Origin of the sequence: Streptomyces sp. NBC_01669, from assembly GCF_026339735.1 — a bacterium.
Lineage (GTDB): Bacteria > Actinomycetota > Actinomycetes > Streptomycetales > Streptomycetaceae > Streptomyces > Streptomyces yanii.
In genome coordinates, this window is record NZ_JAPEQG010000001.1 from 3,666,459 (window position 1) to 3,687,592 (window position 21,134).

At 69.7% G+C, this 21,134-nt stretch carries 23 protein-coding genes; 10 read left to right on the forward strand and 13 right to left on the reverse strand.

Going from position 1 to position 21,134, the window contains the following annotated elements; all coding sequences use genetic code 11:
* Positions 1 to 16: 16 nt before the first annotated feature.
* The 4 genes from OG972_RS16100 to msrA (OG972_RS16115) all read left to right on the forward strand — a co-directional run bounded on the left by OG972_RS16100 (position 17) and on the right by msrA (OG972_RS16115) (position 1,905).
* On the forward strand, positions 17 to 433 hold the full coding sequence (locus tag OG972_RS16100; protein ID WP_266982186.1) for a hypothetical protein: 417 nt from the start codon (positions 17 to 19) through the stop codon (positions 431 to 433).
* The gene (locus tag OG972_RS16105; protein WP_266982188.1) at positions 415 to 876 is read left to right on the forward strand and encodes a hypothetical protein; all 462 of its coding nucleotides are present in this window, start codon (positions 415 to 417) and stop codon (positions 874 to 876) included. Before OG972_RS16100 ends, OG972_RS16105 begins: the two co-directional genes overlap by 19 nt.
* The gene (locus OG972_RS16110) at positions 852 to 1,139 is read left to right on the forward strand and encodes a hypothetical protein (RefSeq protein WP_266982189.1); all 288 of its coding nucleotides are present in this window, start codon (positions 852 to 854) and stop codon (positions 1,137 to 1,139) included. Before OG972_RS16105 ends, OG972_RS16110 begins: the two co-directional genes overlap by 25 nt.
* Positions 1,140 to 1,227: 88 nt before the next feature.
* Positions 1,228 to 1,905, forward strand: a complete 678-nt coding sequence (gene msrA / locus OG972_RS16115; protein WP_266982191.1) for a peptide-methionine (S)-S-oxide reductase MsrA — start codon at positions 1,228 to 1,230, stop codon at positions 1,903 to 1,905.
* A 286-nt stretch (positions 1,906 to 2,191) separates the two neighbouring features.
* On the opposite strand, the gene msrA (OG972_RS16120) is transcribed toward msrA (OG972_RS16115), so the two are convergent.
* Positions 2,192 to 2,704, reverse strand: coding sequence for a peptide-methionine (S)-S-oxide reductase MsrA (gene msrA, locus OG972_RS16120; RefSeq protein ID WP_266982193.1), 513 nt, complete (start codon positions 2,702 to 2,704; stop codon positions 2,192 to 2,194).
* 521 nt (positions 2,705 to 3,225) lie between these two features.
* Here msrA (OG972_RS16120) and OG972_RS16125 point away from each other — a divergent pair.
* Together OG972_RS16125 and OG972_RS16130 are read left to right on the forward strand one after the other, a co-directional pair.
* Positions 3,226 to 3,642, forward strand: coding sequence for a hypothetical protein (locus tag OG972_RS16125; RefSeq protein WP_266982195.1), 417 nt, complete (start codon positions 3,226 to 3,228; stop codon positions 3,640 to 3,642).
* Positions 3,643 to 3,850: 208 nt separating this feature from the next.
* The gene (locus tag OG972_RS16130) at positions 3,851 to 4,057 is read left to right on the forward strand and encodes a hypothetical protein (protein ID WP_266982197.1); all 207 of its coding nucleotides are present in this window, start codon (positions 3,851 to 3,853) and stop codon (positions 4,055 to 4,057) included.
* A gap of 421 nt (positions 4,058 to 4,478) precedes the next feature.
* Here OG972_RS16130 and OG972_RS16135 read toward each other — a convergent pair whose 3' ends face one another.
* Positions 4,479 to 4,976, reverse strand: a complete 498-nt coding sequence (locus OG972_RS16135) for a hypothetical protein (RefSeq protein WP_266982199.1) — start codon at positions 4,974 to 4,976, stop codon at positions 4,479 to 4,481.
* Between the two features lie 1,497 nt (positions 4,977 to 6,473).
* On the opposite strand from OG972_RS16135, the gene OG972_RS16140 reads away from it, so the two are divergent.
* On the forward strand, positions 6,474 to 6,863 hold the full coding sequence (locus tag OG972_RS16140; RefSeq protein WP_266982201.1) for a YrdB family protein: 390 nt from the start codon (positions 6,474 to 6,476) through the stop codon (positions 6,861 to 6,863).
* Between the two features lie 127 nt (positions 6,864 to 6,990).
* Here OG972_RS16140 and gdhA read toward each other — a convergent pair whose 3' ends face one another.
* The 4 genes from gdhA to OG972_RS16160 all read right to left on the reverse strand — a co-directional run bounded on the left by gdhA (position 6,991) and on the right by OG972_RS16160 (position 9,990).
* A complete protein-coding gene (gene gdhA, locus OG972_RS16145; RefSeq protein ID WP_266990516.1) occupies positions 6,991 to 8,370 on the reverse strand; it encodes an NADP-specific glutamate dehydrogenase in 1,380 nt (459 codons plus the stop codon).
* A gap of 272 nt (positions 8,371 to 8,642) precedes the next feature.
* Positions 8,643 to 8,813: a hypothetical protein gene (locus OG972_RS16150; protein WP_266982203.1), complete on the reverse strand. Its 171-nt coding sequence runs from the start codon at positions 8,811 to 8,813 to the stop codon at positions 8,643 to 8,645.
* Positions 8,814 to 9,012: 199 nt separating this feature from the next.
* Positions 9,013 to 9,369: a DUF1330 domain-containing protein gene (locus OG972_RS16155; protein WP_266982205.1), complete on the reverse strand. Its 357-nt coding sequence runs from the start codon at positions 9,367 to 9,369 to the stop codon at positions 9,013 to 9,015.
* 108 nt (positions 9,370 to 9,477) lie between these two features.
* Positions 9,478 to 9,990, reverse strand: a complete 513-nt coding sequence (locus tag OG972_RS16160; RefSeq protein WP_266982207.1) for a hypothetical protein — start codon at positions 9,988 to 9,990, stop codon at positions 9,478 to 9,480.
* Positions 9,991 to 10,039: 49 nt separating this feature from the next.
* Here OG972_RS16160 and OG972_RS16165 point away from each other — a divergent pair, with 49 nt between their 5' ends.
* Entirely contained in the window at positions 10,040 to 10,603 is a 564-nt protein-coding gene (locus OG972_RS16165; protein WP_323135873.1) for an RDD family protein, read from the forward strand.
* A 115-nt stretch (positions 10,604 to 10,718) separates the two neighbouring features.
* On the opposite strand, the gene OG972_RS16170 is transcribed toward OG972_RS16165, so the two are convergent.
* From OG972_RS16170 to OG972_RS16185, 4 genes are all read right to left on the reverse strand, one after another.
* Positions 10,719 to 11,402, reverse strand: coding sequence for an ABC transporter ATP-binding protein (locus tag OG972_RS16170; protein WP_266982209.1), 684 nt, complete (start codon positions 11,400 to 11,402; stop codon positions 10,719 to 10,721).
* A gap of 45 nt (positions 11,403 to 11,447) precedes the next feature.
* On the reverse strand, positions 11,448 to 12,905 hold the full coding sequence (locus tag OG972_RS16175; RefSeq protein ID WP_266982211.1) for an ABC transporter permease: 1,458 nt from the start codon (positions 12,903 to 12,905) through the stop codon (positions 11,448 to 11,450).
* A 207-nt stretch (positions 12,906 to 13,112) separates the two neighbouring features.
* Positions 13,113 to 14,378, reverse strand: a complete 1,266-nt coding sequence (locus OG972_RS16180; protein WP_266982213.1) for an Ig-like domain-containing protein — start codon at positions 14,376 to 14,378, stop codon at positions 13,113 to 13,115.
* A gap of 207 nt (positions 14,379 to 14,585) precedes the next feature.
* Positions 14,586 to 14,999 carry a hypothetical protein gene (locus OG972_RS16185; protein ID WP_266982215.1) on the reverse strand — a complete coding sequence of 138 codons (414 nt, stop codon included), beginning with the start codon at positions 14,997 to 14,999 and terminating at the stop codon, positions 14,586 to 14,588.
* A 109-nt stretch (positions 15,000 to 15,108) separates the two neighbouring features.
* Here OG972_RS16185 and OG972_RS16190 point away from each other — a divergent pair, with 109 nt between their 5' ends.
* Positions 15,109 to 15,414: a hypothetical protein gene (locus tag OG972_RS16190; protein WP_266982216.1), complete on the forward strand. Its 306-nt coding sequence runs from the start codon at positions 15,109 to 15,111 to the stop codon at positions 15,412 to 15,414.
* Positions 15,415 to 15,726: 312 nt separating this feature from the next.
* Complete coding sequence (locus OG972_RS16195; RefSeq protein WP_266982217.1) at positions 15,727 to 17,319, forward strand: IS1182 family transposase; 1,593 nt, start codon at positions 15,727 to 15,729, stop codon at positions 17,317 to 17,319.
* A 61-nt stretch (positions 17,320 to 17,380) separates the two neighbouring features.
* On the opposite strand, the gene hutH is transcribed toward OG972_RS16195, so the two are convergent.
* From hutH to OG972_RS16210, 3 genes are all read right to left on the reverse strand, one after another.
* Entirely contained in the window at positions 17,381 to 18,931 is a 1,551-nt protein-coding gene (hutH, locus tag OG972_RS16200) for a histidine ammonia-lyase (protein WP_266982219.1), read from the reverse strand.
* 90 nt (positions 18,932 to 19,021) lie between these two features.
* Entirely contained in the window at positions 19,022 to 20,203 is a 1,182-nt protein-coding gene (locus OG972_RS16205) for a GGDEF domain-containing protein (protein ID WP_266982221.1), read from the reverse strand.
* An 86-nt stretch (positions 20,204 to 20,289) separates the two neighbouring features.
* Positions 20,290 to 21,102 (reverse strand): enoyl-CoA hydratase/isomerase family protein, encoded by an 813-nt coding sequence (locus tag OG972_RS16210; RefSeq protein WP_266982223.1) that lies wholly within the window; start codon positions 21,100 to 21,102, stop codon positions 20,290 to 20,292.
* Positions 21,103 to 21,134 lie beyond the last annotated feature (32 nt).

The window sequence follows — 21,134 nt, forward strand, 5'->3', positions numbered from 1 at the left end:
TGGACCGGTACTCCCTGTGGCACGACTGATACCTCTGCTGGCGATCGCGTTCGGCGTCTACTTCTGGTTGAAGGCACGGAAGAACACCGCGTCGCCCGACACCCCCTCGGCGTCCAGCAGCCGCCGGAGCCGTAAGTCCGACCCGGCGAGGGCCGCGGCGGAGCTCGGCTTCGTCCCGGCCGACGCCCTCGACAGCGCACACGCCGCCGCCCCCGACCCGCACGACGAGGAGGTACGCGCCACTGTCCGGGCCGGGAACTGGCAGGCGGGCGCCGACTTCCTCGCCGGCGCGGGCCGGGACTGGCAGGAGCGCTACCGGCGCGCTGGCGTCCTCCAAGACGAGGCCGCGGCTGCGGCCGACGACACCTGGCTGCTGGCCTGGCGCACCGCGCAGCCGAAGGACGCGGGCGCCTCGTGCACGCGGGCGCGCTGATCAGCGTGGCGGCGGAGATCCGCGGTGCGAAGCAGGCGAAGTACACCACGCAGGAGCAGTTCGCCGGCTTCCACTGGATGATGGCCCAGGCCCGGGTGGCCTGCCACGAGGCCCAGGAGCTGGCGGGCGACGACCCGTGCCCGTACATCGCCGAGATCTCCTGCGCCCTGGGCCTCGGTTACGGGCACGACGACTTCCGCGCCCTGTGGGCCGAGATCGAGAAGCGCGACGCGCACCACCTCGCGGCTCACACCTCGGCGCTCCAGTGCTGGTGCCGCAAGTGGCGCGGTTCGCACGAGCTGGCCGAGCGTTTCGCGCGCGAGGCGGCGGCGAAGGGCAGCCCGGCCGGCTGCTCTCCTTCCGTCCGCTCTACGCCGCGTTCGAGCAGGAGACGGGGGAGCAGGACGTCGATCCGGACGTGTACTACAAGAGCCCCGAGGTGATCGCCGCGGTCGATGCCTGTCTGATCGATGTGTCGGCCGCCGTGGAGGCCGACCCCGGGGACCGGCGGATCATCGGGGTCCGCCACATGCTCGCCTGGCTGCTGTACTGGCAGGACCGGTACGAGGAAGTGGTGGAGCAGTTCCGCGCGGTCGACGGCCATATCGACAGCGCCCAGTGGACGTACTCCGGGGCCCCGAAGAAGCGCTACGTCCAGGCCCGCGACTTCAGCGCCGCACAGGTCCTGGCGGCGGGTGGGAACTGACCGGTGCGACGCGGCGGGGGCGCCGGAATCTGCAGCGGCCCCGCCGCGTCGTACGGGCTGCACACCCCTACCCCGGAGGAGCCCCCGCATGTTCCTGCACCGCCGCACCCCGCAGCTCCCCACCCCGGAGCCCGAATTCACCGTCCCGTCCCGCCACACGGTCCTCGGCAATCCGCTGCTGGGCCCATACCCGGACGGCCTGGAGGTCGCGGACTTCGCGCTGGGCTGTTTCTGGGGCGCCGAGCGCAAGTTCTGGCAGACGGACGGCGTCTGGACGACACTCGCCGGCTACCAGGGCGGCTATACGGAGAACCCCGCGTACGAAGAGGTCTGCTCGGGCCTGACGGGGCACACGGAAGCGGTGCGCGTCGTCTTCGACCCAAAGATCGTCACGTACTCCGAGCTGCTGAAGCTCTTCTGGGAGTCCCATGACCCGACGCAGGGCTTCCGCCAGGGCAACGACGTGGGTACGCAGTACCGCTCGGCGATCTACACCCACTCCCCAGAGCAGGAGGCGGCGGCGGCCGCATCCCGCGAGGCGTACCAGAGGGTCCTGACGGCCTCCGGCCACGGCGAGATCACCACCGAGATCCTCCCGGTAGAGGGCCGCACGTTCTGGCCTGCTGAGACATATCACCAGCAGTACCTGGACAAGAACCCGGCGGGCTACTGCGGGATCGGCGGGACGGGCGTCAAGCTAAGTACCCCGTTCGAGACCAACTCGGGAGCTTCCTGCCCGACCGGTGTCACCACTACCGACGGCTGAGACGCACGGCTCCAGCACTGCAGGCCCTGACCACGTCGGTCGGGGCGGCCTATCCGTCCTAGACGCTCCGATCACGGCCTGGTCGACACTTGCTTTCGGCCCAGCACGCCGTGATGTCCCGGACGGCCCGAGCGCACGCCGCCCACCGGGCCCTGGACCGGTCACGGACGACCCCAGCTGTGTCCGCCGCCGGCACCCTCTTCGTCCACGGCGGGGCACAAGCACGGCCCAGCCTCAGAACTTCCGCCCAGTCAGCCTGCGCCCGCCGCCGGGCCGCCTCTCGCGGTCAGCCCTCCGCGCGGGCGGGCAGCCGCCATCCCGGGCGCGGGAAATGGCAGGTGTAACCCTCCGGGTAACGCTCCAGGTAGTCCTGGTGCTCGGGCTCGGCCTCCCAGAAGGGGCCGACCGGCTCGACCTCGGTGACGACCTTGCCCGGCCACAGTCCGGAGGCGTCCACATCCGCGATCGTGTCCTCGGCGATCCGCTTCTGCTCGTCATCCACGTAGTAGATCGCCGAGCGGTAGCTGACGCCGATGTCGTTGCCCTGACGGTTCTTGGTGCTCGGGTCGTGGATCTGGAAGAACAACTCCAGGATCCCGCGGAAGTCGGTCCTCTCGGGGTCGAAAAGGATCTCAATGGCCTCCGCGTGCGTGCCATGGTTACGGTACGTCGCGTTCGGCACGTCGCCGCCGGTGTATCCGACCCGAGTCGCCGTCACGCCCGGCTGCCGGCGGATCAGGTCCTGCATCCCCCAGAAGCATCCGCCCGCCAGCACGGCCCTCTGCGTCTGCGCCGCCATTGCAGCCCTCCAATTTGTGTCAGCTCAGTCACTCGGGCTGCTCGGTTCACACACCACCGGCATCCCATGTCCACTTGCTCCAACGCGCGAGGGTTCCAAGCGATTCCGTGCCCGTCCAACCGGCCCTGCGGTCGTCGGCCGCCGCGAGGAGCGCACCGCCGTGTTGCCCCTCGTTATCTTCTTCGCGGTCCTGCGATAGGGCCGCTGGTTGGCCTCCTCGGAACCCGCGCGCCTTTGACCGGCGAACTCGCCGAAGGTGACGCTCTCCGTGGACCGGTCACACGGCACGGCAGGCTCGTGGGGACGGGGGTCAAGCTAAGTGCCCCGTTCGAAACGAACTGGGGGGCGTCGTGCCCGACGGGCATCGCTCCGGCACCGGAGGCCACGGAGTAACCCCGCCCATGCCGAACAGACCCCACAGAGGGCGAGCAACCATCGCCGGTCAGCCTTCGGGAGTTCGCTTTCAGTCAAGGTTCACCGTGGTGGCATGACGACACTCCGAAGTAGCCACCATTCCTTGCATGGCGGCTTCGGGAGCGAGCAGCAAGCGGTTTGGCGGACTGGGCCGGTGGTGGGGCGTTCTGGCTGGTGCCCTATTGATCGCGGCGTGGATTAACTCCGCCGCTGGCCCGGCGGTGGTGATCGCGCTCTCCGCGGCCGTGCTCTTGTGGTGCTTCTTCCAGGCACCGGTGACTTGCGGCGCACCCGTGCGAGGGCGGACGGACGGTTGCCGCAACAACGCTTCCGGACTGCTGCTTGGCTGCCACATCCGCCAACACCTCTGGCAGAAGCTAAAGCTGCTCATCGTCCGCCGTCAGCTTCGAGAGTTCTGCTCGGGCCTCTTCTCGGACGGGAAGGCCACCATAGTCACGCTGGCAGGTGCGGGGAGCTTCGTATCTGGCCTCGTCGCTCTCATCCCGGGTGTCGTCGTCCACTGACCAACCAAGCGGGTTACATGGCAGCACAGCCCTGGTGGGACGGGCGTATCGTGCCCGATCGGCGTCGCCAAGGCAGATGGCTGAGCCCCTCTCCCCGGAGGCGGCAGCGACATTGCGGGCGCTGCTGCCCCGCACGGATCCGGTGAGCAGCGCCCTTCGCGCTCAGATCCCGCACGCCCAAGTGGTGGACACGTGCGGATGCGGCTGTGTGACCGTCGACCTGGCAGTGGGTCGCGGCCGCGTCGCGCCGGCACCGGCGCATGGCAATCCGGCTGCAGATGCCTGGTATGCCGTACCGGACGACGCGGGGGTGATGGTGTTCACCAAGGGTGGTTATCTCTCGCTCCTGGAGATCTACTCGGCGTCCAGCGAGCCGATCACCGCGTGGCCGGAGCCTCGCTTCCTGAAGCGCTGAGCGGGCTCCTACAGGCGGCCGTCCGGTCCGACGACCGACTCGCACGCATCACAGAGAGTCAGCTCGATCGGCCGGGTTTCGCGCAGCGTTCCGGCGTTGCCGCAGCTCGCAGACGTGCTCGCTGACGGCCGTGAACTCGGCCACCAGCGCGTCGAGCCTCCGCCTCGTCGGACGTCCAGTTTCCGCCCCGCTTCCACGGCCGAGGAAAGGCCTGGAAGGCCAGGGCCGCCCACTTCTGCTTCACCGCCAGAAGCTCGTACTCGGGAAACTCCGCGACGACCGCCTCATGGCACCGCAGCACAAGGGACCGCCACCTGGGCCCCACATCGAATTCGGACGCGGGGTCACGGAAGTGGTGTCTAAGCGGCGCCAGTTCAGCGTCTGGTTCAGTCAGCGACAGGCGCTGGCACAGGACGGCTGCTCATCTCTCCGCTCCCTTCGTGTCGAACGCGTACACCCGTACGGGATCGAGGTGGAGCTCGTGCGGGCCCATGCAGTCGGCAGCGAGGGTGGCGACGAGGACACCGCATCCGCAGGCTATGTTGCGGCCCCCGGTGCCGAGCGGGCCGCAACAGCCCCGGTGCGGGCCACCCCGGTCCAGCAGCCGCAGGTCCGGTACGTCGTCGGGATGCACGACGACGGTGTTCCTCGGCCCGGTCGGGGTCCAGTCGGCCAGCTCGGGCGGCATGAGCAGTCGGCGCGGATGGTGCGGCCGAGGTTTGCCGGTCGGCGGCGCGAACGGTGCGCCCCACGGCTCGGGATCAATCGCATAGTGCCCTCGCGGCACAGTGGAGGGGGCCAGACGTGTCTCCTTGTCCCGATCCCTGTCACGGCCCGAGACCTCCGGCACGGCGGGCAGCTCCACCAAGTCCGGGGTGAGTTCGACCCCGCACTTCGCGCAGAAGAAGAAGACCGTCATACATGCCGTTGTAGCCGCCAGGCGCTTGCCGGCGCGACCCGTTCGAGACGAACTGGGGAGTTTCCTGCCCGACGGGCATTGCTCCTGCGCTGGAGACCACTGACAAGTAGTCCACAACAGGAACAGGGCCAACCGACTTGCCGTGGTGCCGAATCAGTGCGTACGAGACGCCACGGTGAGCACGCTCGCAGCCTGGGGGCCGCACACTCCCGTTCGTCAGCCTTCCCAACCCATGACTTCGCGGGCCCATGCGCCGCACGTTCGTCGGCACGGGGGTCAGGGCAACCGGGAAGACTTTCTGCCCCAACGGGATCGCACCTACCGGAAGTCAATGAGGAGCAGGCGATGCCCAGACGTTCGCCCGCCGGATACGGAGAGTGTCGACCCGGCGCTCAGTGGCAGTCGTAGCGGTGTGCGTACGGCAGATGGGGGCACCGGCGGCACAGGAAGACGTAGAGGCCTCCTGCGTCCCCGATCGCAAGTTCCGGCCCAATGGTGTCAAGGACGTCCTTTGCCGCTGGAGCGTCCCACTTCGGTTGCGTCGTTCCGGGTTCGTGCTCGTCCAGGGGGAGCCAATGCCATAGGCCGGCTCGCCGGTGACGCTGAACAGGTGCTCCATGCGGTGGCCCTCGCCACAGTGCGGCCAGTCCGGGCTCTGGGTCCAAGCCGGATATCCACCGACTTTGTTCTGCAGGGCGCTCGCCGCCTCCGTGCACCAGAACCCGAAGCGGTCCTGGAGCTCTTCGAGGCGGGGGCGTAGGGCTGTCAGCAGCTCATTGGGGAGGTCATGGCCGGGGTACTCGACCGCGGGAGTCGGACAGACCGTGCAGGGGCGGGGCACGAAGTCGTCTTCGTACTCACGAGGGGTGGGAAAATGGTGCAACAACCCCCTTGCGACGGTCTCGGCCTCGTTGCGCCAGTAAAGCTTCGGCAGTACGACCCCGGCCGGATCCTCCTCGTGGATGAGAGCGCACCAGAGCAGCTGCACCACGTCCTTGCCTTCGGGGAACTCCCACCAAGGCACGTCACGGGCGAAAAGCTGGATCACCGGCACCATGGGCACAGCACCGGGCTTTGACTCCCCCGCCGAATCACCGCAGGTGCCGAAGGCCCAGTGCCCGGACTGCGCGCAGTACGGCCATGGTTCGCCGGTCGGCCAGAGCAACGGACCGCCCATGGAACTGTGCCGGACGCCGGGCTCCCCACTCCTCGGATACAGCAAGGTTGTCTCCCTGGCAAAGCTCGCGAACTCCGGTACGAGCTCCGCCAGGTCGAAGGGCGGTGGGGGAATCTTGCGGGGCAGGGTGCGAGTCCTCCAGGGACGGACATGCTGGTACAGGCGGTAGGTAACCTATGCCGGAGCGCTGACAAACGAGGGACACATGGCACAACAGACCCGCGGGGACGGGCGTATCGTGCCCGATCGGTGTCGCGCCCGCGGACGGCTGACCTGCCGCCCGCCGTCTCGCGGACCTGCCCGAGGAGGAGTCCCACCCGATGACGAGCGACGGCCTCGACAGCCTTGCCGCGATGCGCGGCCGCCCCTGGTTCATGGCCAACGAACTCCTGGCGTTCGTCATCGAGTTGGCGGCGCTGGCGTGCCTGTCGTGGTGGGGTTTCACTGCCGGCGGCGGGGCCGCTGCCCAGTGGCTGCTGGGGCTCGGAATGCCGGCGGTGGCCATCGTGCTGTGGGGGCTGTTCGCCGCTCCTCGCGCCCGGGTCCGGCTTCCGCTGTGGGGCGTCCTGCTGGTGAAGGCGGTGGTGCTCGGCGGCGGGGTGTACGCGGTGTACCGCGTGGGTCATCCGGTGGCGGCGTCGGTGGCCGGCGTCGTGGTGGTCGTGAACACGGGGCTGGCCGAGTTCTTCCGCCGCCGCCCCGCACGGTGACGGGGCTCTCGAGGCCTCTCGCGTTCGGATCACGCCGGGCTCGCAGGGACCGATCCGAGGGGAAGGGCCCAGACGCCGCCGGCACGGCCGCGGAGGCGGCCGGGCCGGCGGTGCGTACGACACGGGATCAGATGAGGCCCTGCGCGAGCATGGCGTCCGCGACGAGTTCGAAACCGGCGATGTTCGCGCCGACCACGTAGTTGCCGGGGCTGCCGTAGCGCTCCGCCGTGGTGAAGCAGGAGTCGTGGATGTGGCGCATGATCTCCGCGAGCCGCTCCTCGGTGTGCGCGAAGGTCCATGAGTCGCGCGACGCGTTCTGCTGCATCTCCAGCGCGCTGGTGGCCACTCCGCCCGCGTTGGCGGCCTTGCCGGGGGCGAAGGCGACGCCCGCTTCCTGGAGGACCCGCACGGCCTCCGGGGTGGTGGGCATGTTGGCGCCCTCGGCGACCGCCTGCACCCCGTTGCGTACGAGCGTCAGCGCATCGGCCTCGTGGAGTTCGTTCTGCGTGGCGCACGGCAGGGCCACGTCGCAGGGGACGTTCCACACGCCCGTGCCGGCGACGAAGCCGACATGCGCGCCGCGCCGTTCCGCGTACTCCGAGACCCGGCCGCGACCGGCCTCCTTGACCTCCTTGAGCAGGGCGAGGTCGATGCCCTTCTCGTCGACGACATATCCGTCGGAGTCGGAGCACGTCACCACGGTCGCGCCGAGCTGCTGGGCCTTCTCGATCGCATAGATCGCGACATTGCCGGAGCCCGACACGACGACCCGCCGGCCGTCGAGGGATCCGCCCCGGCTCCTGAGCATCTCGTCGGTGAAGAGCACACAGCCGTAGCCGGTGGCCTCGGTGCGCGCCTGGGCACCGCCCCAGCCCAGGCCCTTTCCGGTGAGCACACCGGACTCGTACCGGTTGGTGATCCGCTTGTACTGACCGAACAGATAGCCGATCTCGCGGCCGCCGACGCCGATGTCACCGGCCGGGACGTCCGTGTACTCGCCCAGGTGACGGTGGAGTTCGGTCATGAACGACTGGCAGAACCGCATGACCTCGGCGTCGGAGCGGCCCTTCGGGTCGAAGTCGGCGCCGCCCTTGCCCCCGCCGATCGGCATGCCGGTGAGGGCATTCTTGAAGATCTGCTCGAAGCCGAGGAACTTCACGATGCCGAGGTCGACCGAGGGGTGGAAGCGCAGCCCGCCCTTGTACGGTCCCAGGGCGCTGGAGAACTCGACCCGGAAGCCGCGGTTCACATGGATGTCGCCGGAGTCGTCCGACCACGGCACTCGGAAGATGAGCTGACGCTCCGGCTCGCAGATGCGCTCGATGATCCGCGCATCCACGAACTCCGGTCGCTGCGCCAGGACCGGGCCGAGCGTCTCGAGGACTTCCCGTACCGCCTGATGGAACTCGCTCTCGCCCCGATTGCGCCGCAGGATCTCCGCGTACAGCGGCTCGATGACACGGATCTCGGCTGCGTGCGGCTCCGAGGAAACAAGGGTGGCCGGCATCTGATCAAGACCTTCCATGGGTCGGCAACGTGCGCGAAGGCGCCCCCGTCCCGAGGGGCACCGCCGGTCCCCCTCCCCATTGAGGACGTCACCCAGACATCGTGAGAAGTGCACTCACCAATGCGACGTACGGGACCGTTGTGACGTACCGATTGTCCCAGGGGAGCCGCACGATCCTCGGCCGCATCCACATGCTGAGCCTTCCCCCGGGCCTTCCGGCACCAGGCGTATGGCGCAATCCACACCGGATGCGGCCGGTCGGGGCCCACGGGTCAGGCCTCCTCGCGCCTGTCCCGCAACATCCACAGCCGCACGCCGGACGCGAGGACGACAGCGCCCGAGACGACGCTCAGGGCGATGTGCAGCCCGGTGTCCTCCATCAGGTTCAGGCCGACATTGGCGACGACTGCGAGACAGAGCACGAGCCAGAGCAGCGGCTTCATGGGGTTCCCTCCGTGGTTGATCCGATGCGTTCCATCCTCCCGGGCGGGGCGCGCCGCAGCGAGGGACCCGCCACCCGGAACGGGGGTGTACTCAGCTACACCTCGGCTCGGAGCCCGCAGCTCCTCGGGGCTCAGCCGTGACCCTCGCGTCGGCCGTCACCGGCCACGCGTCACCGTACGGGTTCCCGGCCGTGGCCCGTCAGGCATTGACGGCCGCTGCCGCCGCTCGCATCGCGGCCGCGGTCACCGACGCGTCGTACTCCGGTCCGACGCCTTCGACGAGCACCGCATCACCCGCCATGTTCCGGGTCCGCAGCGGCAGCAGTTCCCGGTAGGCATCCGACTCGTACCAACCGCGGGCAGCCGTCATGCTCGGGAACCCGATGACGACGAGCGCACCCGGCCAGTCGCCCTCGATGACCTCGACCTGCGCGCCATGGACGAGGAAGCGGCCGCCGAAGGGGTCCATGGTCGACTGGATGCGCTCGATGTAGGTGAGAACCTCCTCGCAGGGGTGGGCGGCGGGGTGCAGGTGGGCTATGGCGTATGCGGTCATGGTCTCGCCCTCCGGGATCTGCGTGCTGCCGTGTATCCGTCAGCCGGTGTGCACCATGCTGCCCGGGGGCGTGCGGAGCGTCGATTACCTCCGGGGTAGGAGCGGGGCTCAGTCGGCGATGCCCAGGTCCTCCCGCATCAGCTCCCGCATCGTGTCGAGGTACGGACTCGCCGCCCCCAGGTTCTCCAGGATCCGGGTCACGGTCTCGCCGTCGCGGGCGAGACCGCGATCCAGGCGTTTGACGGCTCCGTCCGCGTTCGCGAGGACCTGGTTGAGGTCACGGGAGGCCTGCAGGATCCGCTCCGGGACGATCATCTGCGCCTCGGCGTAGCGGTCGCGGTGGTCGAGGCGGGCCTCTTCGAGCTGGGTGCGTTCCTGCTCCGTATAGACGCCGTCCCTGATCCGGTGCAGGGCGTCCTTGAGAAGTGTGTGGAATTGCCGGGAGGCCCGGTTCATGGCCGTGTACTGGGCGCGCCGCTCCTCGAACCTCCGCCGCGTGTCGGCCAGTTCGGCCTCCTCCCGGCGCTGCCGCGCGGTCATTCGGTGCGCGAGCATCGGCGCGAACAGGGTGCCGAGCACACCGACGACTGCGGTGATCATGGCGGTGATGGCAGCGGTCATGACCGTGAGATTAGTGCGATGAGCAGAGGAGAACAGACATGATGCAGTCATGACAACACCACCCATCGGACCGCTGCCCCGCACCCCACCGCGCGCCGGGGACATGCGCCGCTTTCTCGCCGTCGGGCTCGACTGCTACCTCTGCCTGCTGACCGTCGGCTTACTGGCCCGGTCGCATGCCCATGCGGCCACCGGACCACAGCTCGCCGGCCTGATCCTCGGGCCGGCGCTCGCGTTCTCGTTCCTCAACCAGGTGGTGCTGACCGCACTCGTCGGGGCCGGTGCGGGCAAACTCATCATGGGCATACGGGTCATCGGACTGCCCGACGCCGGTCGCCCCGGCCTCGGCCGGCTGACCCGGCGCTGGCTCCACGGGATGGCCCGACTGCCGCTGCAGCCCTGTTACTGGCTGCGCCCGTTGCGCTCCGGCTTCTCCGGTACGGGCGAGGGGCCGCGCCCCGCGGGCAGCACCCCGCCCGGCCGCCCGCGGGCGGACCCGTCCGCCGACCTCTCCGGACTGCGCCAGGTCCGCCGCAGCGACCTCGCCGCTTACCGGAGCGCCTGCGAAACCGTGTACGGAACCGCAGGCGCCGGGCAGGGGCAGCGGCGTTAGCGCCGTTGCCCCTGCCCGGAAGGCCGGTGTGCCCGAGCCGGTGCGTCCGTGCGTCACGCGTACGCGTCCGTACGCCGTCTTCTGCGTCCGTACGCCATACCGTGGCGTCCGTGCGTCAGGCCGCCGCGTTCTCCGTGATCGTGACACGGCCCTTGCGGATGGTCGCCAGCCGCGGCGCCCTGCGGGCGATCGCGCTGTCGTGGGTGACCATGATGAAGGTCAGCCCGTGCTCCTTCCACATCGTCTCCAGCACCTCCATGACCTCGTCGCGCATCGATTCGTCGAGGTTGCCGGTGGGCTCGTCGGCGAGCAGCACCTTCGGCTGCTTGACCAGGGCCCGTGCGATCGCCACACGCTGCTGCTGCCCGCCGGACATCTCGCTCGGGAGGTGTCCGAGCCGCTCACCGAGTCCGACGGAGTCCAGCGCCTCCGCGGCCCGCCTGCGCCGCTCCGCAGGCCTGCCGCCGAGCGGGACGAGCGCCGTCTCGACGTTCTCCTGCGCGGTCAGCGTCGGGATGAGGTTGAAGCTCTGGAAGACGAAGCCGATGTTCTGCGCGCGCACCTTGGTGAGCTTGGCCTCGCTGAGCTTCGTGAGGTCCACACCGTCGAGTTCGACGCTGCCGGCCGTCGGACGGTCCAGACCGCCGAGCATCTGCAGCAGCGTGGACTTGCCGCCGCCGGTGGGGCCCTGGATGACCAGGCGGCCCCCGTCCTCGATGGTCAGATCGACGTCGGCGAGCGCATCGACGGTGGACTTGCCGCGGGTGTAGCGCTTGGTGACGCCGCTGAGCGTGTACATGGGTCAACTCCTGCTGGACTGAAAGGGGTGGGGCTCACGGGCGGGCTATTCGACGCGGCGCAGCGCGTCCGCGGGGCGCAGCCGGGAGGCCCGCCAGCCGCCGAACGCACCGGCGATCAGCCCGCCCGCCACGGCCAGCGCGACGGCGATGAGGATGGTGGAGAGGGAGACGGGTGCGGTCAGCGCGATGTCGAGGGACTTGGACGCCGCCTGCCGGGCGGGGCCGCCCATGCCGCCGGGGCCGCCGGCCATGCCGCCACCGCCGCCCGAACCACCGAGCTGCGCGGTGAGGGTGGGGCTGATGGCCGTCACGACGTACGCGCCGGCCAGACCGACCGCGATGCCGAGGACGCCGCCCATCAGACCGTTGACGAGGGCCTCGCCGACAACCTGGCGGGTGACCCGGCCGCTCTTCCAGCCGAGCGCCTTCAGCGTGCCGAACTCCCGCACCCGGCGGCTGACCGCGGAGGAGGTGAGCAGTCCGGCGACCAGGAAGGCGGCCACGAGGACCGCGATCGACAGCCACTTGCCGACGCTGGTGGCCAGGTCGGAGGCGGTGGACAGGGAACCGGAGACGGTGTCGGCGAGGTCCGCGGAGGTGGTGACGGTCGTGCCCGAGATGTTCTTCTGGATGGCGGACTTGACGCTGTCGATCTGCTGCGAGTCGGCGGCCTTGACGTAGACCGTGGTGACCTTGTTCTTGGCGTCGGCGAGGGTCTGCGCCTGCTTCAGCGGGATGTAGAGGTTGGCGGCCGCGTCGCCGCTGTCCGCCGTCGAGACACCGACGATCTTGTACTTGGTCCCGGAGACGGTCACGGTCTTGCCGACCGCGAGCTTCTTCTCCTTGGCGTACGAGGCGTCGACGACCGCGACCTCGGCGTCGGTCTCGGTTGCCTTGAACGTACGACCCTTGGTGATCTTCGACGAGGTCAGCGGGCCGAGGTCCTGCTTGGTGACGTCGGTCCCGTACACGGAGTACGAGTTGACGTCGAACGAGGCGCCGCCGCCCTGGACCTCACCCTGCGGTTGCGTCGTACCGCCGCCACCGGGACCGCGCTGGTCGGCGGCGCCCGCGTTCCCGTTCTGCTTGAACTCGCCGCGCTTGAACTGGCCGTCCACCTTCAGGACGTTGAGGCTCAGCCCACCGACGGCGTCCGCGACGCCGCTCTGCTTGCCGACCTTGTCGACGGTGGTGGAGGACAGCGTCTGGAAGCCCTGGACCATGACGCGGTCCGAACTCTGCTTCGAGTCATCGCCCTTGGCGTCGAACTCGAACCTGGGGCGCTGACTGCTGGAGCCCGGAGCGGCGGCGGCCTTGGTGACCGTCATGTCCGTACCGAGGCCGTACAGCGATTCCAGGACCTTGTCCTGGGCCTTGCTCATGCCCGAGGAGACCGAGCTGACGATGATGACCAGCGCAATGCCCAGGGCGAGCCCCGAGGCGACGACCAGCGCCGCCTTTCTGCGGCGGCGCAGCTCGCGCCGGAGGTAGGTGAAGAACATGACGCGACGCTATGGATCGGTTGTGATGGCGAGTTAAGGCAACGATGAGATCCGGATGAGAACGCTTCCGTACGACGAAGGCGGCGGCACCGGGGATCCGAGGGGATCCGTGGTGCCGCCGCCTTGCGTACGTACGTGGCGTCGGGGATTGCGCGGGTACGCGGTCGAGCGTGGGATACGGAGGGCGTCCGGGGACGCCTACCGGGGTCAGACTGCGGAGCCTGCCTGCCAGTCGGCCCAGCTCAGGTTCCAGCCGTTGAGGCCGTTGTCGGGGGTGATGGTCTTGTCCGGGGAGTTCTTGACGATGACCACGTCGCCGACCATCGAGTTGTTGTAGAACCACGCGGCGGGCTGGTTGGCATCGCCCGCACCCTTGACATCGGCGAGGCCGACGCAGCCGTGGCTGGTGTTGGCGCTGCCGAAGACCGACCGCGCGCCCCAGTAGTTGCCGTGGATGAAGGTGCCCGACGAGGACAGCCGCATGGCGTGCGGCACGTCCTTGATGTCGTACTCACCCTTGCCATCGGCGTCGGTGAAGCCGACCGTCGCGCCGTTCATCCGGGTCTCCTTGAACTTCTCGGAGATCACCATCTGACCGTTGTACGTCGGGTTGTCCGGGGAACCGGCCGAGATCGGGATGGTCTTGATCGTCTTGCCGTTCTGGGTGACGGTCATCGTCTTCGCGCTGGCGTCGACCGTCGAGACCTGGTTGCGGCCGACCTTGAAGGTGACCGTCTTCTGCTGCACACCGAAGACGCCGTTCGCGCCCTCGACGCCGTCCAGCGCCAGCTTCAGCGTGACGGTGGAGCCGCCCGTCCAGTACTGCTCGGGGCGCAGGTCCAGACGCTGCGAGTTGAACCAGTGGCCGACGACCTGCTGGCCGCTGCTGGACGTCACGGTGATCCCGGCCTGAACGGCCTTCCTGTCCGTGATCGGCTTGTTGAAGTTGATCGAGACCGGCATGCCGACGCCGACCGTGGAGCCGTCCTCGGGGGTGAAGTTCCCGATGAAGCTGTTGGCGGGCGACACCGTGGTGAACGAGGAGTTCTCGTGCGCCTCGCGGCCCTTCGAGTCCTTGGCCGTCGCGTTGATCTTGTACGTGGTCGAGCGCTCCAGCTGCCCGTTCGGCTGCCAGCTCGTGCCGTCGGCCGCCAGGGTGCCCTGGACGCTCGCACCGGCCGACGTGGTCATGGTGACCTCGCTCAGCTTGCCCTTGGTGACGGTGACCTTGGCGTCGTTGTTGATGCTGGCGTTGGTCGCGCCGTTCTTCGGCGAGATAGCTATCTGCGCCTCGGAGGCGTCCTGGGCTGCCGCCTTGTCGACCGCTGCCGCCTGCGACTTCTTCGAGCTCTCGGCGCTGGCCTTGTCTCCGCCGTCGCTGCAGGCAGTGAGTACCAGAACGCCGCCGAGCAGTGCGGACGCGGCCATCAGGCCCCTGCGTCGTTTGCTGTCCGTCATCACACGCTTCTCCATCGTTGCCGTATCCCCCGTAACCCCGAGCAGAGCCGCCGGCCGGCGGTACCCCGTCAATGTTCCAAGAACACCCGGGAAGGGTTCTCCGTTCCACATCCGTCCAAGATGTGGGGAACACCACTCATCGACGCAGCCGTGGCAGCTGTGGTTCCAGGGCCGAACACCTGGTGGCCCCGACCCACCGGGAACGGGCCGGGACCGGTGTGTTCACCGGCTGGACCGCTCTTCCCCGTCGTCGTGTTCCTCCCCATTGTGCGGGACGTCGTCGTCGTCCTCGTCGCCGTATCCCTCGCCCTCGTCCTCGTGGTCCAGGTCCCAGGCGTCCGGCTCCTCGGGGTCGTAGTCGACGATCTCGCTGGTCCAGGAGGCCTGGGCCAGCTCGACCCCCGGCACCTCGGCAACCAGATCGAACGGGTCGATGAGGGAGGCGAGGGCCTCCGCACCGTCTTCCCGTACCGCGGACTCGGCATGCATGCGTTCCTCGGCCGACTCGCCGCCGGGCTCGCCGTACTCGGCGGCGATGCTCTCCAGCGCCGTACCGCTGAGGGCGTCCGCGTCGGTGATCTCCAACACCATCTCCACGCGAAGACGAACAAACCGTGATGTCTCTGAAGTGCTCATACGGCGGAGCGTAGGGCCAAGGGCTCTCCCGGCTTTCCCGCGACCCGCTGCTTTCATTAGCATCGGCGCAGCCGGCTAACTCACTGCTGTCACAAGGGGGATCGATTCCGTGGCCATGGCCCACCGTCCGCTCCTGACCGCCACCGCGGCGGCCACGCTGCTGTGCGCCCTGTGGTTCGTCCCGTCGGCCAACGCGACGGACGATGCCGACGGTGTGGCCGGTGCGCCGAGCAGACCGGCGGTCACGAGCACCGGGGACGAGGGGTCCGGGCCGGCGCTCGCCGAGACCGGGGCCGGGGTCGACACCACTCCGTATCTGATCGGTGGCACAGCGTTCCTGGTCGTCGGCGCAGCGTTCGTCGCCCACTCGGGGCGCCGCGCAGGCGCGTTGTCCTCGATCGCCGGACGGGTTTGAGGGACGGGTCCGGCCGGCAGATACGCCGGAGGCCCCGGGAGGCGTCCGCGAAATATCGCCGTCCGCCCGAAGGCAGGGGCCCGCGGCGTCCGGTGCATGGGATCGCAAGGCGCCCTGATGCCCAAGTAGCGGAGCCACTTGGGCATCAGGGCAACGCCGCGGGCCGGGCGAGACCTTGTGTACGCACACCAGCCGCTCCACGGCGGGCCGTTCCCTGATCCGGCCTGATCCGAACGAGAGGCCCTAGAAGACTGCTGAAAATCTTTTGCGTTCTGGCCCCGGACCGGCAGGTCCGGGGCCAGTCTTGTGAGCATGCAGGGGGAATGGGCCGGGGAGATGGTCGGGCCGGATGTGTGGGAGACCTGCCGGGAGTTGATCCCGGCAGGGAGTGTGTTCGCTTTCCTGGCCGAGCATCGTGAGGTGCTGTTCCCGCCGGAGTTCTTCGCGGACATGTATCCGTCGGCCAACGGACGGCCGTCGTTGCCGCCGCAGGTGCTGGCCGCGACGGTGGTACTGCAGAGCCTGCAGGGGCTGTCGGACTTCGAGACAGTCCAGGAACTGCGATGTGACCTGCGCTGGAAGGCCGCCTGCGGGCTGGGCCTGTACGACACCGCCTTCGATCCCTCGCTGCTGACCTATTTCCGGCGCCGGCTCGCCCGCTCGGCCGACCCGACGCGGATTTTCACCAAGGTCAAAGAGGTGGTGACTGCCACCGGTGTCCTCAGAGGAAAGCAGCGCCGGGCGCTGGACTCCACCGTCCTGGACGATGCGGTGGCCACTCAGGACACCGTCACCCAGATCGTGGCCGCGATCCGCCGCGTGATCCGTGAGGTCCCCGGCGCCGGCGAGGTCGCCGGCCGGTGGTGTACTGCTCACGACTACACCGACCCCGGCAAACCCAGGATCGCCTGGAATGACGAAGCCGCCCGCGAGGCGCTGGTCGACGCCCTGGTGACCGACGCGCTCAACATGCTCGGCCGTCTGCCCGAGCGTGAGCTGGGCGAGCGGGCCGCGAACGCGGTGGGCCTTCTCGCTCTCGTCGCAGGCCAGGACGTGGAGCCGGCCGAGGACTCCGACGGCCGCGACGGACGCTGGCGTATCGCCAGGCGCACCGTGCCCGACCGGACGGTGTCCACCGTCGACCCCGATGCCCGGCACATCCACAAGAACCGAACCCGCCACCAGGAGGGCTTCAAAGGACACGTGTCCTTCGAGCCAGAGGCCGGACTGTTCACTGCCGTCGCGTTAACCAGCGGCTACGGGCCGGACAACCACGAGGCCGCCGTCGCGCTGGACCTGCTGGCCGACAAAGACCACAGCGAGGGCGAGACGCTGACCGTGCTCGGCGATTCCGCCTACGGCACCGGCGACCTGCGTGAACAACTGACCGCCCAGGGCCACGTCCTGGTGGTCAAGCCGCCGCCGTTGCGGCAGGCCGTCCCAGGAGGCTTCACCATCGACGACTTCCACGTCGACACCGACGCCGCCACCGTGACCTGCCCGGCCGGACAGACCGCGAACCTGGGCTGCACCAAGGCCGACGGGGGCCGCACCGCCCAGTTCAAACGGCTGTGCACCGGCTGCCCACTGCGGGAACGCTGCACAACCTCCAAGACCGGACGGGTTATCAACGTCCACCCTCAGCACGAACTGCTGACCGCAGCCCGCGTCCAGGCCGCCACCGACACCGCCTGGCAGGACGAATACCGCCGATGGCGGCCCCCGGTCGAACGCGCCATCGCCTGGCTCGTCGCCCACGGCAACCGCAGAGTCCGCTACCGAGGCGTCATCGCCAACAACATCGCACTCCACCACCGCGCCGCCGCCCTCAACCTCCGCCGACTGATCAACCTCGGACTCACCCGCACCAACACCACCTGGCACCTCGCCCCGGCCACCCCATGACGAAGAAGGGGCCGCCCGGCCTACGGCCGAACAGCCCCTCAACAAGATTTTCAGCAGTCTTCTAGGCCAGTGCGCCGGTGACGGGCTCCACCGCAGCCACCAGCTTCCCGCTCCGCACGAACGCGTCCGCGGCAGCCAGATCCGGCGACAGGAACCGGTCCGGGCCGGGCCCCTCGACGCCGGCCGCCCGCAGCGCCTCGATCGCGGCGAGGGACGCGGGCGCCGGGGCGAGGCCCTGGGCGGAGCGCAGTTCGATGGCGCGAGTCGCCGCGTACAGCTCGACGGCGACGATCCGGCCGAGGTTCTCCACCGCGGTACGGAGCTTGCGCGCCGCCGACCAGCCCATGGAGACGTGGTCCTCCTGCATCGCGGAGGACGGGATCGAGTCCGCCGACGCCGGGACCGCGAGCCGCTTCATCTCACTGACCAGGGCGGCCTGCGTGTACTGGGCGATCATCAGACCCGAGTCGACACCGGCGTCGTCGGCGAGGAACGGCGGGAGCCCGTGCGAACGGTTCTTGTCCAGCAGCCGGTCCGTGCGGCGCTCGGTGATCGAGCCGAGGTCTGCGGCGACGATCGCCAGGAAGTCCAGCACGTACGCCACCGGGGCGCCGTGGAAGTTGCCGTTGGACTCGACGCGGCCGTCCGGCAGGACGACGGGGTTGTCGACGGCGGAGGCCAGCTCGCGGTCGGCGACGATCCCGGCGTACGCAAGGGTGTCCCGCCCGGCGCCGTTGACCTGGGGCGCGCACCGCACGGAGTAGGCGTCCTGGACACGCGGGGCGTCGTCCTGGTGGTGGCCGGTGAGGCCGGACCCGGCGAGCACCCGCAGCATGTTGTCGGCGCTGACGCCCTGGCCGGGGTGCGGGCGGATGGCGTGCAGCTCCGGGGCGAGGACCTTCTCCGTGCCGAGCAGCGCCTCCAGGCTGAGCGCGGCGGTGATGTCGGCGGAGGTGTAGAGGTTCTTCAGGTCGGCGAGGGCCATCACCAGCATCCCGAGCATGCCGTCGGTGCCGTTGAGGAGGGCGAGGCCCTCCTTCTCGCGCAGTTCGACAGGGGCGATGCCGTGCGCGGCGAGGAGCTCACCGGCCGGGCGCACGACACCGTCGGGGCCCTCCGCGTCACCCTCGCCCATCAGCGTCAGGGCGCAGTGCGAGAGCGGTGCCAGGTCGCCGGAGCAGCCGAGCGAGCCGTACTCGTGCACGACGGGGGTGATGCCCGCGTTCAGTACGTCGGCCATGGTCTGGGCGACCTCGGGGCGGACGCCGGTGTGGCCGGAGCAGACCGTCTTCAGGCGCAGGAACATCAGCGCCCGCACGACCTCGCGCTCGACGCGCGGGCCCATCCCGGCCGCGTGCGAGCGGACGATGTTGCGCTGGAGCTGGGCCCGCAGGTCGGGGCTGATGTGCCGGCTGGCGAGCGCGCCGAAGCCGGTGGAGACGCCGTAGACCGGCTCGGGCTTGGCGGCCAGCGCGTCCACGATCTCGCGGGCGGCGGCGAGCGCGCTGACTGCGGCTGCGGAGAGCTCGACGCGGGCTCCCGCGCGAGCCACGGCGATGACGTCCTCTGCGGTGGTACCGGACGTCCCCACCACGACTGTGTGCATATCCATATTCAGAAGCGTACGGACTGAAACTCTCCATGTCACTAGTGGTCGTGCGGTTGACCCCTTACCGATCCCGATCGCGGTTGCGCACGAGCGCTACGGACGGCTGCCGCGCAGCCGGCGGCGATCATGGGCGGACTTCGGCGGCGAGTCGGCCAGCCGGATGACCTCGCCGTCCCGCCCCGCCACCACCGGTTTCGTCGAGCGGGCCGCCTTCGCCCGGTACTGGGCGGCGTCCGCCAGCCGGAAGAGCCGCCGGGCCGAGACCACCGGACCGATCGGGTCACCGGTCGATGCGATCCCGCAGGCGACCCCGTCACCATGCTCCAACTCCGATGCGCGGTCGCAGAGTTCGGTGGCCACCCGGATCACCTCGTCCGCCTCGGGGCCCACGGCGAGCAGACAGAACTCGTCACCGCCGAGCCGGGCCGCGAGCGCGCCCGGCAGCATCGCGCCACACCGTGACAGCACCGAGCCGAAACGTTCCAGCAGTCGGTCGCCGACCGCGTGGCCGAGCGTGTCGTTGACCCCCTTCAGGCCGTTCAGGTCGCAGACGACCAGGCTGACCACCGAGCCGTCGGCATGGTGCCGTTCCACCGCCTCGTCGAGCCGCGTATCGACGAGGCGGCGGTTGGCCAGCCCCGTCAGCGGGTCGGTGAAGGCGAGTTTGCGGACCTCTTCGAGGCGCTCGGTCTGGGAGATCCCGGCGGCGACGACGGCGGCCAGCACGGTCGCGAAGTCCGCGTCCTCCCGCCCGAACATCGGCTCCCCCACCGGTCGCGCCACATAGAGCTCACCCCAGGCCCGCCCGTGCAGCACGATCGGCGCGACCACACAGCAGCCGCGCCGGCGGCGCCGCAGAGCCGCCACGCGCTGATGGTAGTAACCGCTCCCGTGTCCGCCCGCACCCGCCGACTTCGCGTCGGACGCGGCACCGTCCTCGCCGACCGGCCCGTCGGCCGTCTCCACCCAGGCGTCCGGTTCACCACCCCCCGCCCACCGCTCGTGCAGGAACTCGGTGATCTCCGGGAACTCGTGCACCGGGTACGTCTCCTCGTCGGGGAACTCCTCCTCCCCCTCGGCCCGTTCACCCGCGTTCACCAGTACCCGGAGCCGACCCGGCCCGCGCTCCCACACGGAGAGCGCGGCGAAACTGCCGCCCAACGCCTCGCACGCCCCCAGCGCGGCCGCCCGCCAGGACTCGCGCGGGGTATGCGCCGCAGCCATCGACTGCGCAAGCGATACGACGGCCCGCAGCCGCACATCCTCACCACCCATCGTTACATCGTATGTAGATCTGTGGTGATTTGATCAACTTGGAGCCGTGAATCGCCTGCTCTGCGCGTCGGAACCATGACGTACCGTTACTCGCCGGGCCAGTTCGGCTTCCGCTTCTCGTTGAACGCGGCCACGCCCTCGGCCCGGTCCCCGGAGAAGGCCACCGAGCGCCAGGCCGCGTCCTCCACTTCCAGTCCGGCCCGCAGATCGAGCCCGTGGCCGAGCCGCAGCGCACGCTTCGCAGCGCGCAGACCCACCGGCGAGTTGGCCGCGATCCGCCCGGCGAGCGCGAGCGCCCGCGTCCGGTCCTCCCCGGCCTCCACCAGCTCGTCGACGAGCCCCAACTCCCTTGCCTCAGCGGCCTCCACCCGCCGGGCGGTGAAGACCAGCTCGGCGGCGCGCGCCGCCCCGACCCGGCGCGGCAGCAACTGGGTACCGCCGCCCCCCGGGATGACACCGACCGACACCTCCGGCAGCCCCACCACGGCGGTCCGGTCGGCGACGATCAGATCGCAGGAGAGAGCCAGCTCGAATCCGCCGCCGAGGGCGAACCCGTGCACGGCGGCCACCGTCGGCATCGGCAGGTCGAGGACGCCGGTGTAGGCGGCGCGGGCGGTGGGCCGCTGCCGCACCAGCTCGGCGTCGGTGAAGGAGTTCCGCTCCTTGAGGTCCGCGCCCACGCAGAAGGCGCGCTCGTGGCTGGAGGTGAGGACGGTGACCCGCACGGCGGGGTCGGCGGCGAGCGCCGCACAGGCGGCACCGATCGAGCGGGCCATGTCCGTGGACACGGCATTCATGGCCTTGGGCCGGTCAAGAACCAGTTCGGCGACATGGTCCTGGCCCTCATGGACCCGTACGACGACGAACTCCCCGAACCGCTGCTCGGACGTGACGGTCATGACTGCACCCCTCCGGTTAACGAGCGTTACCG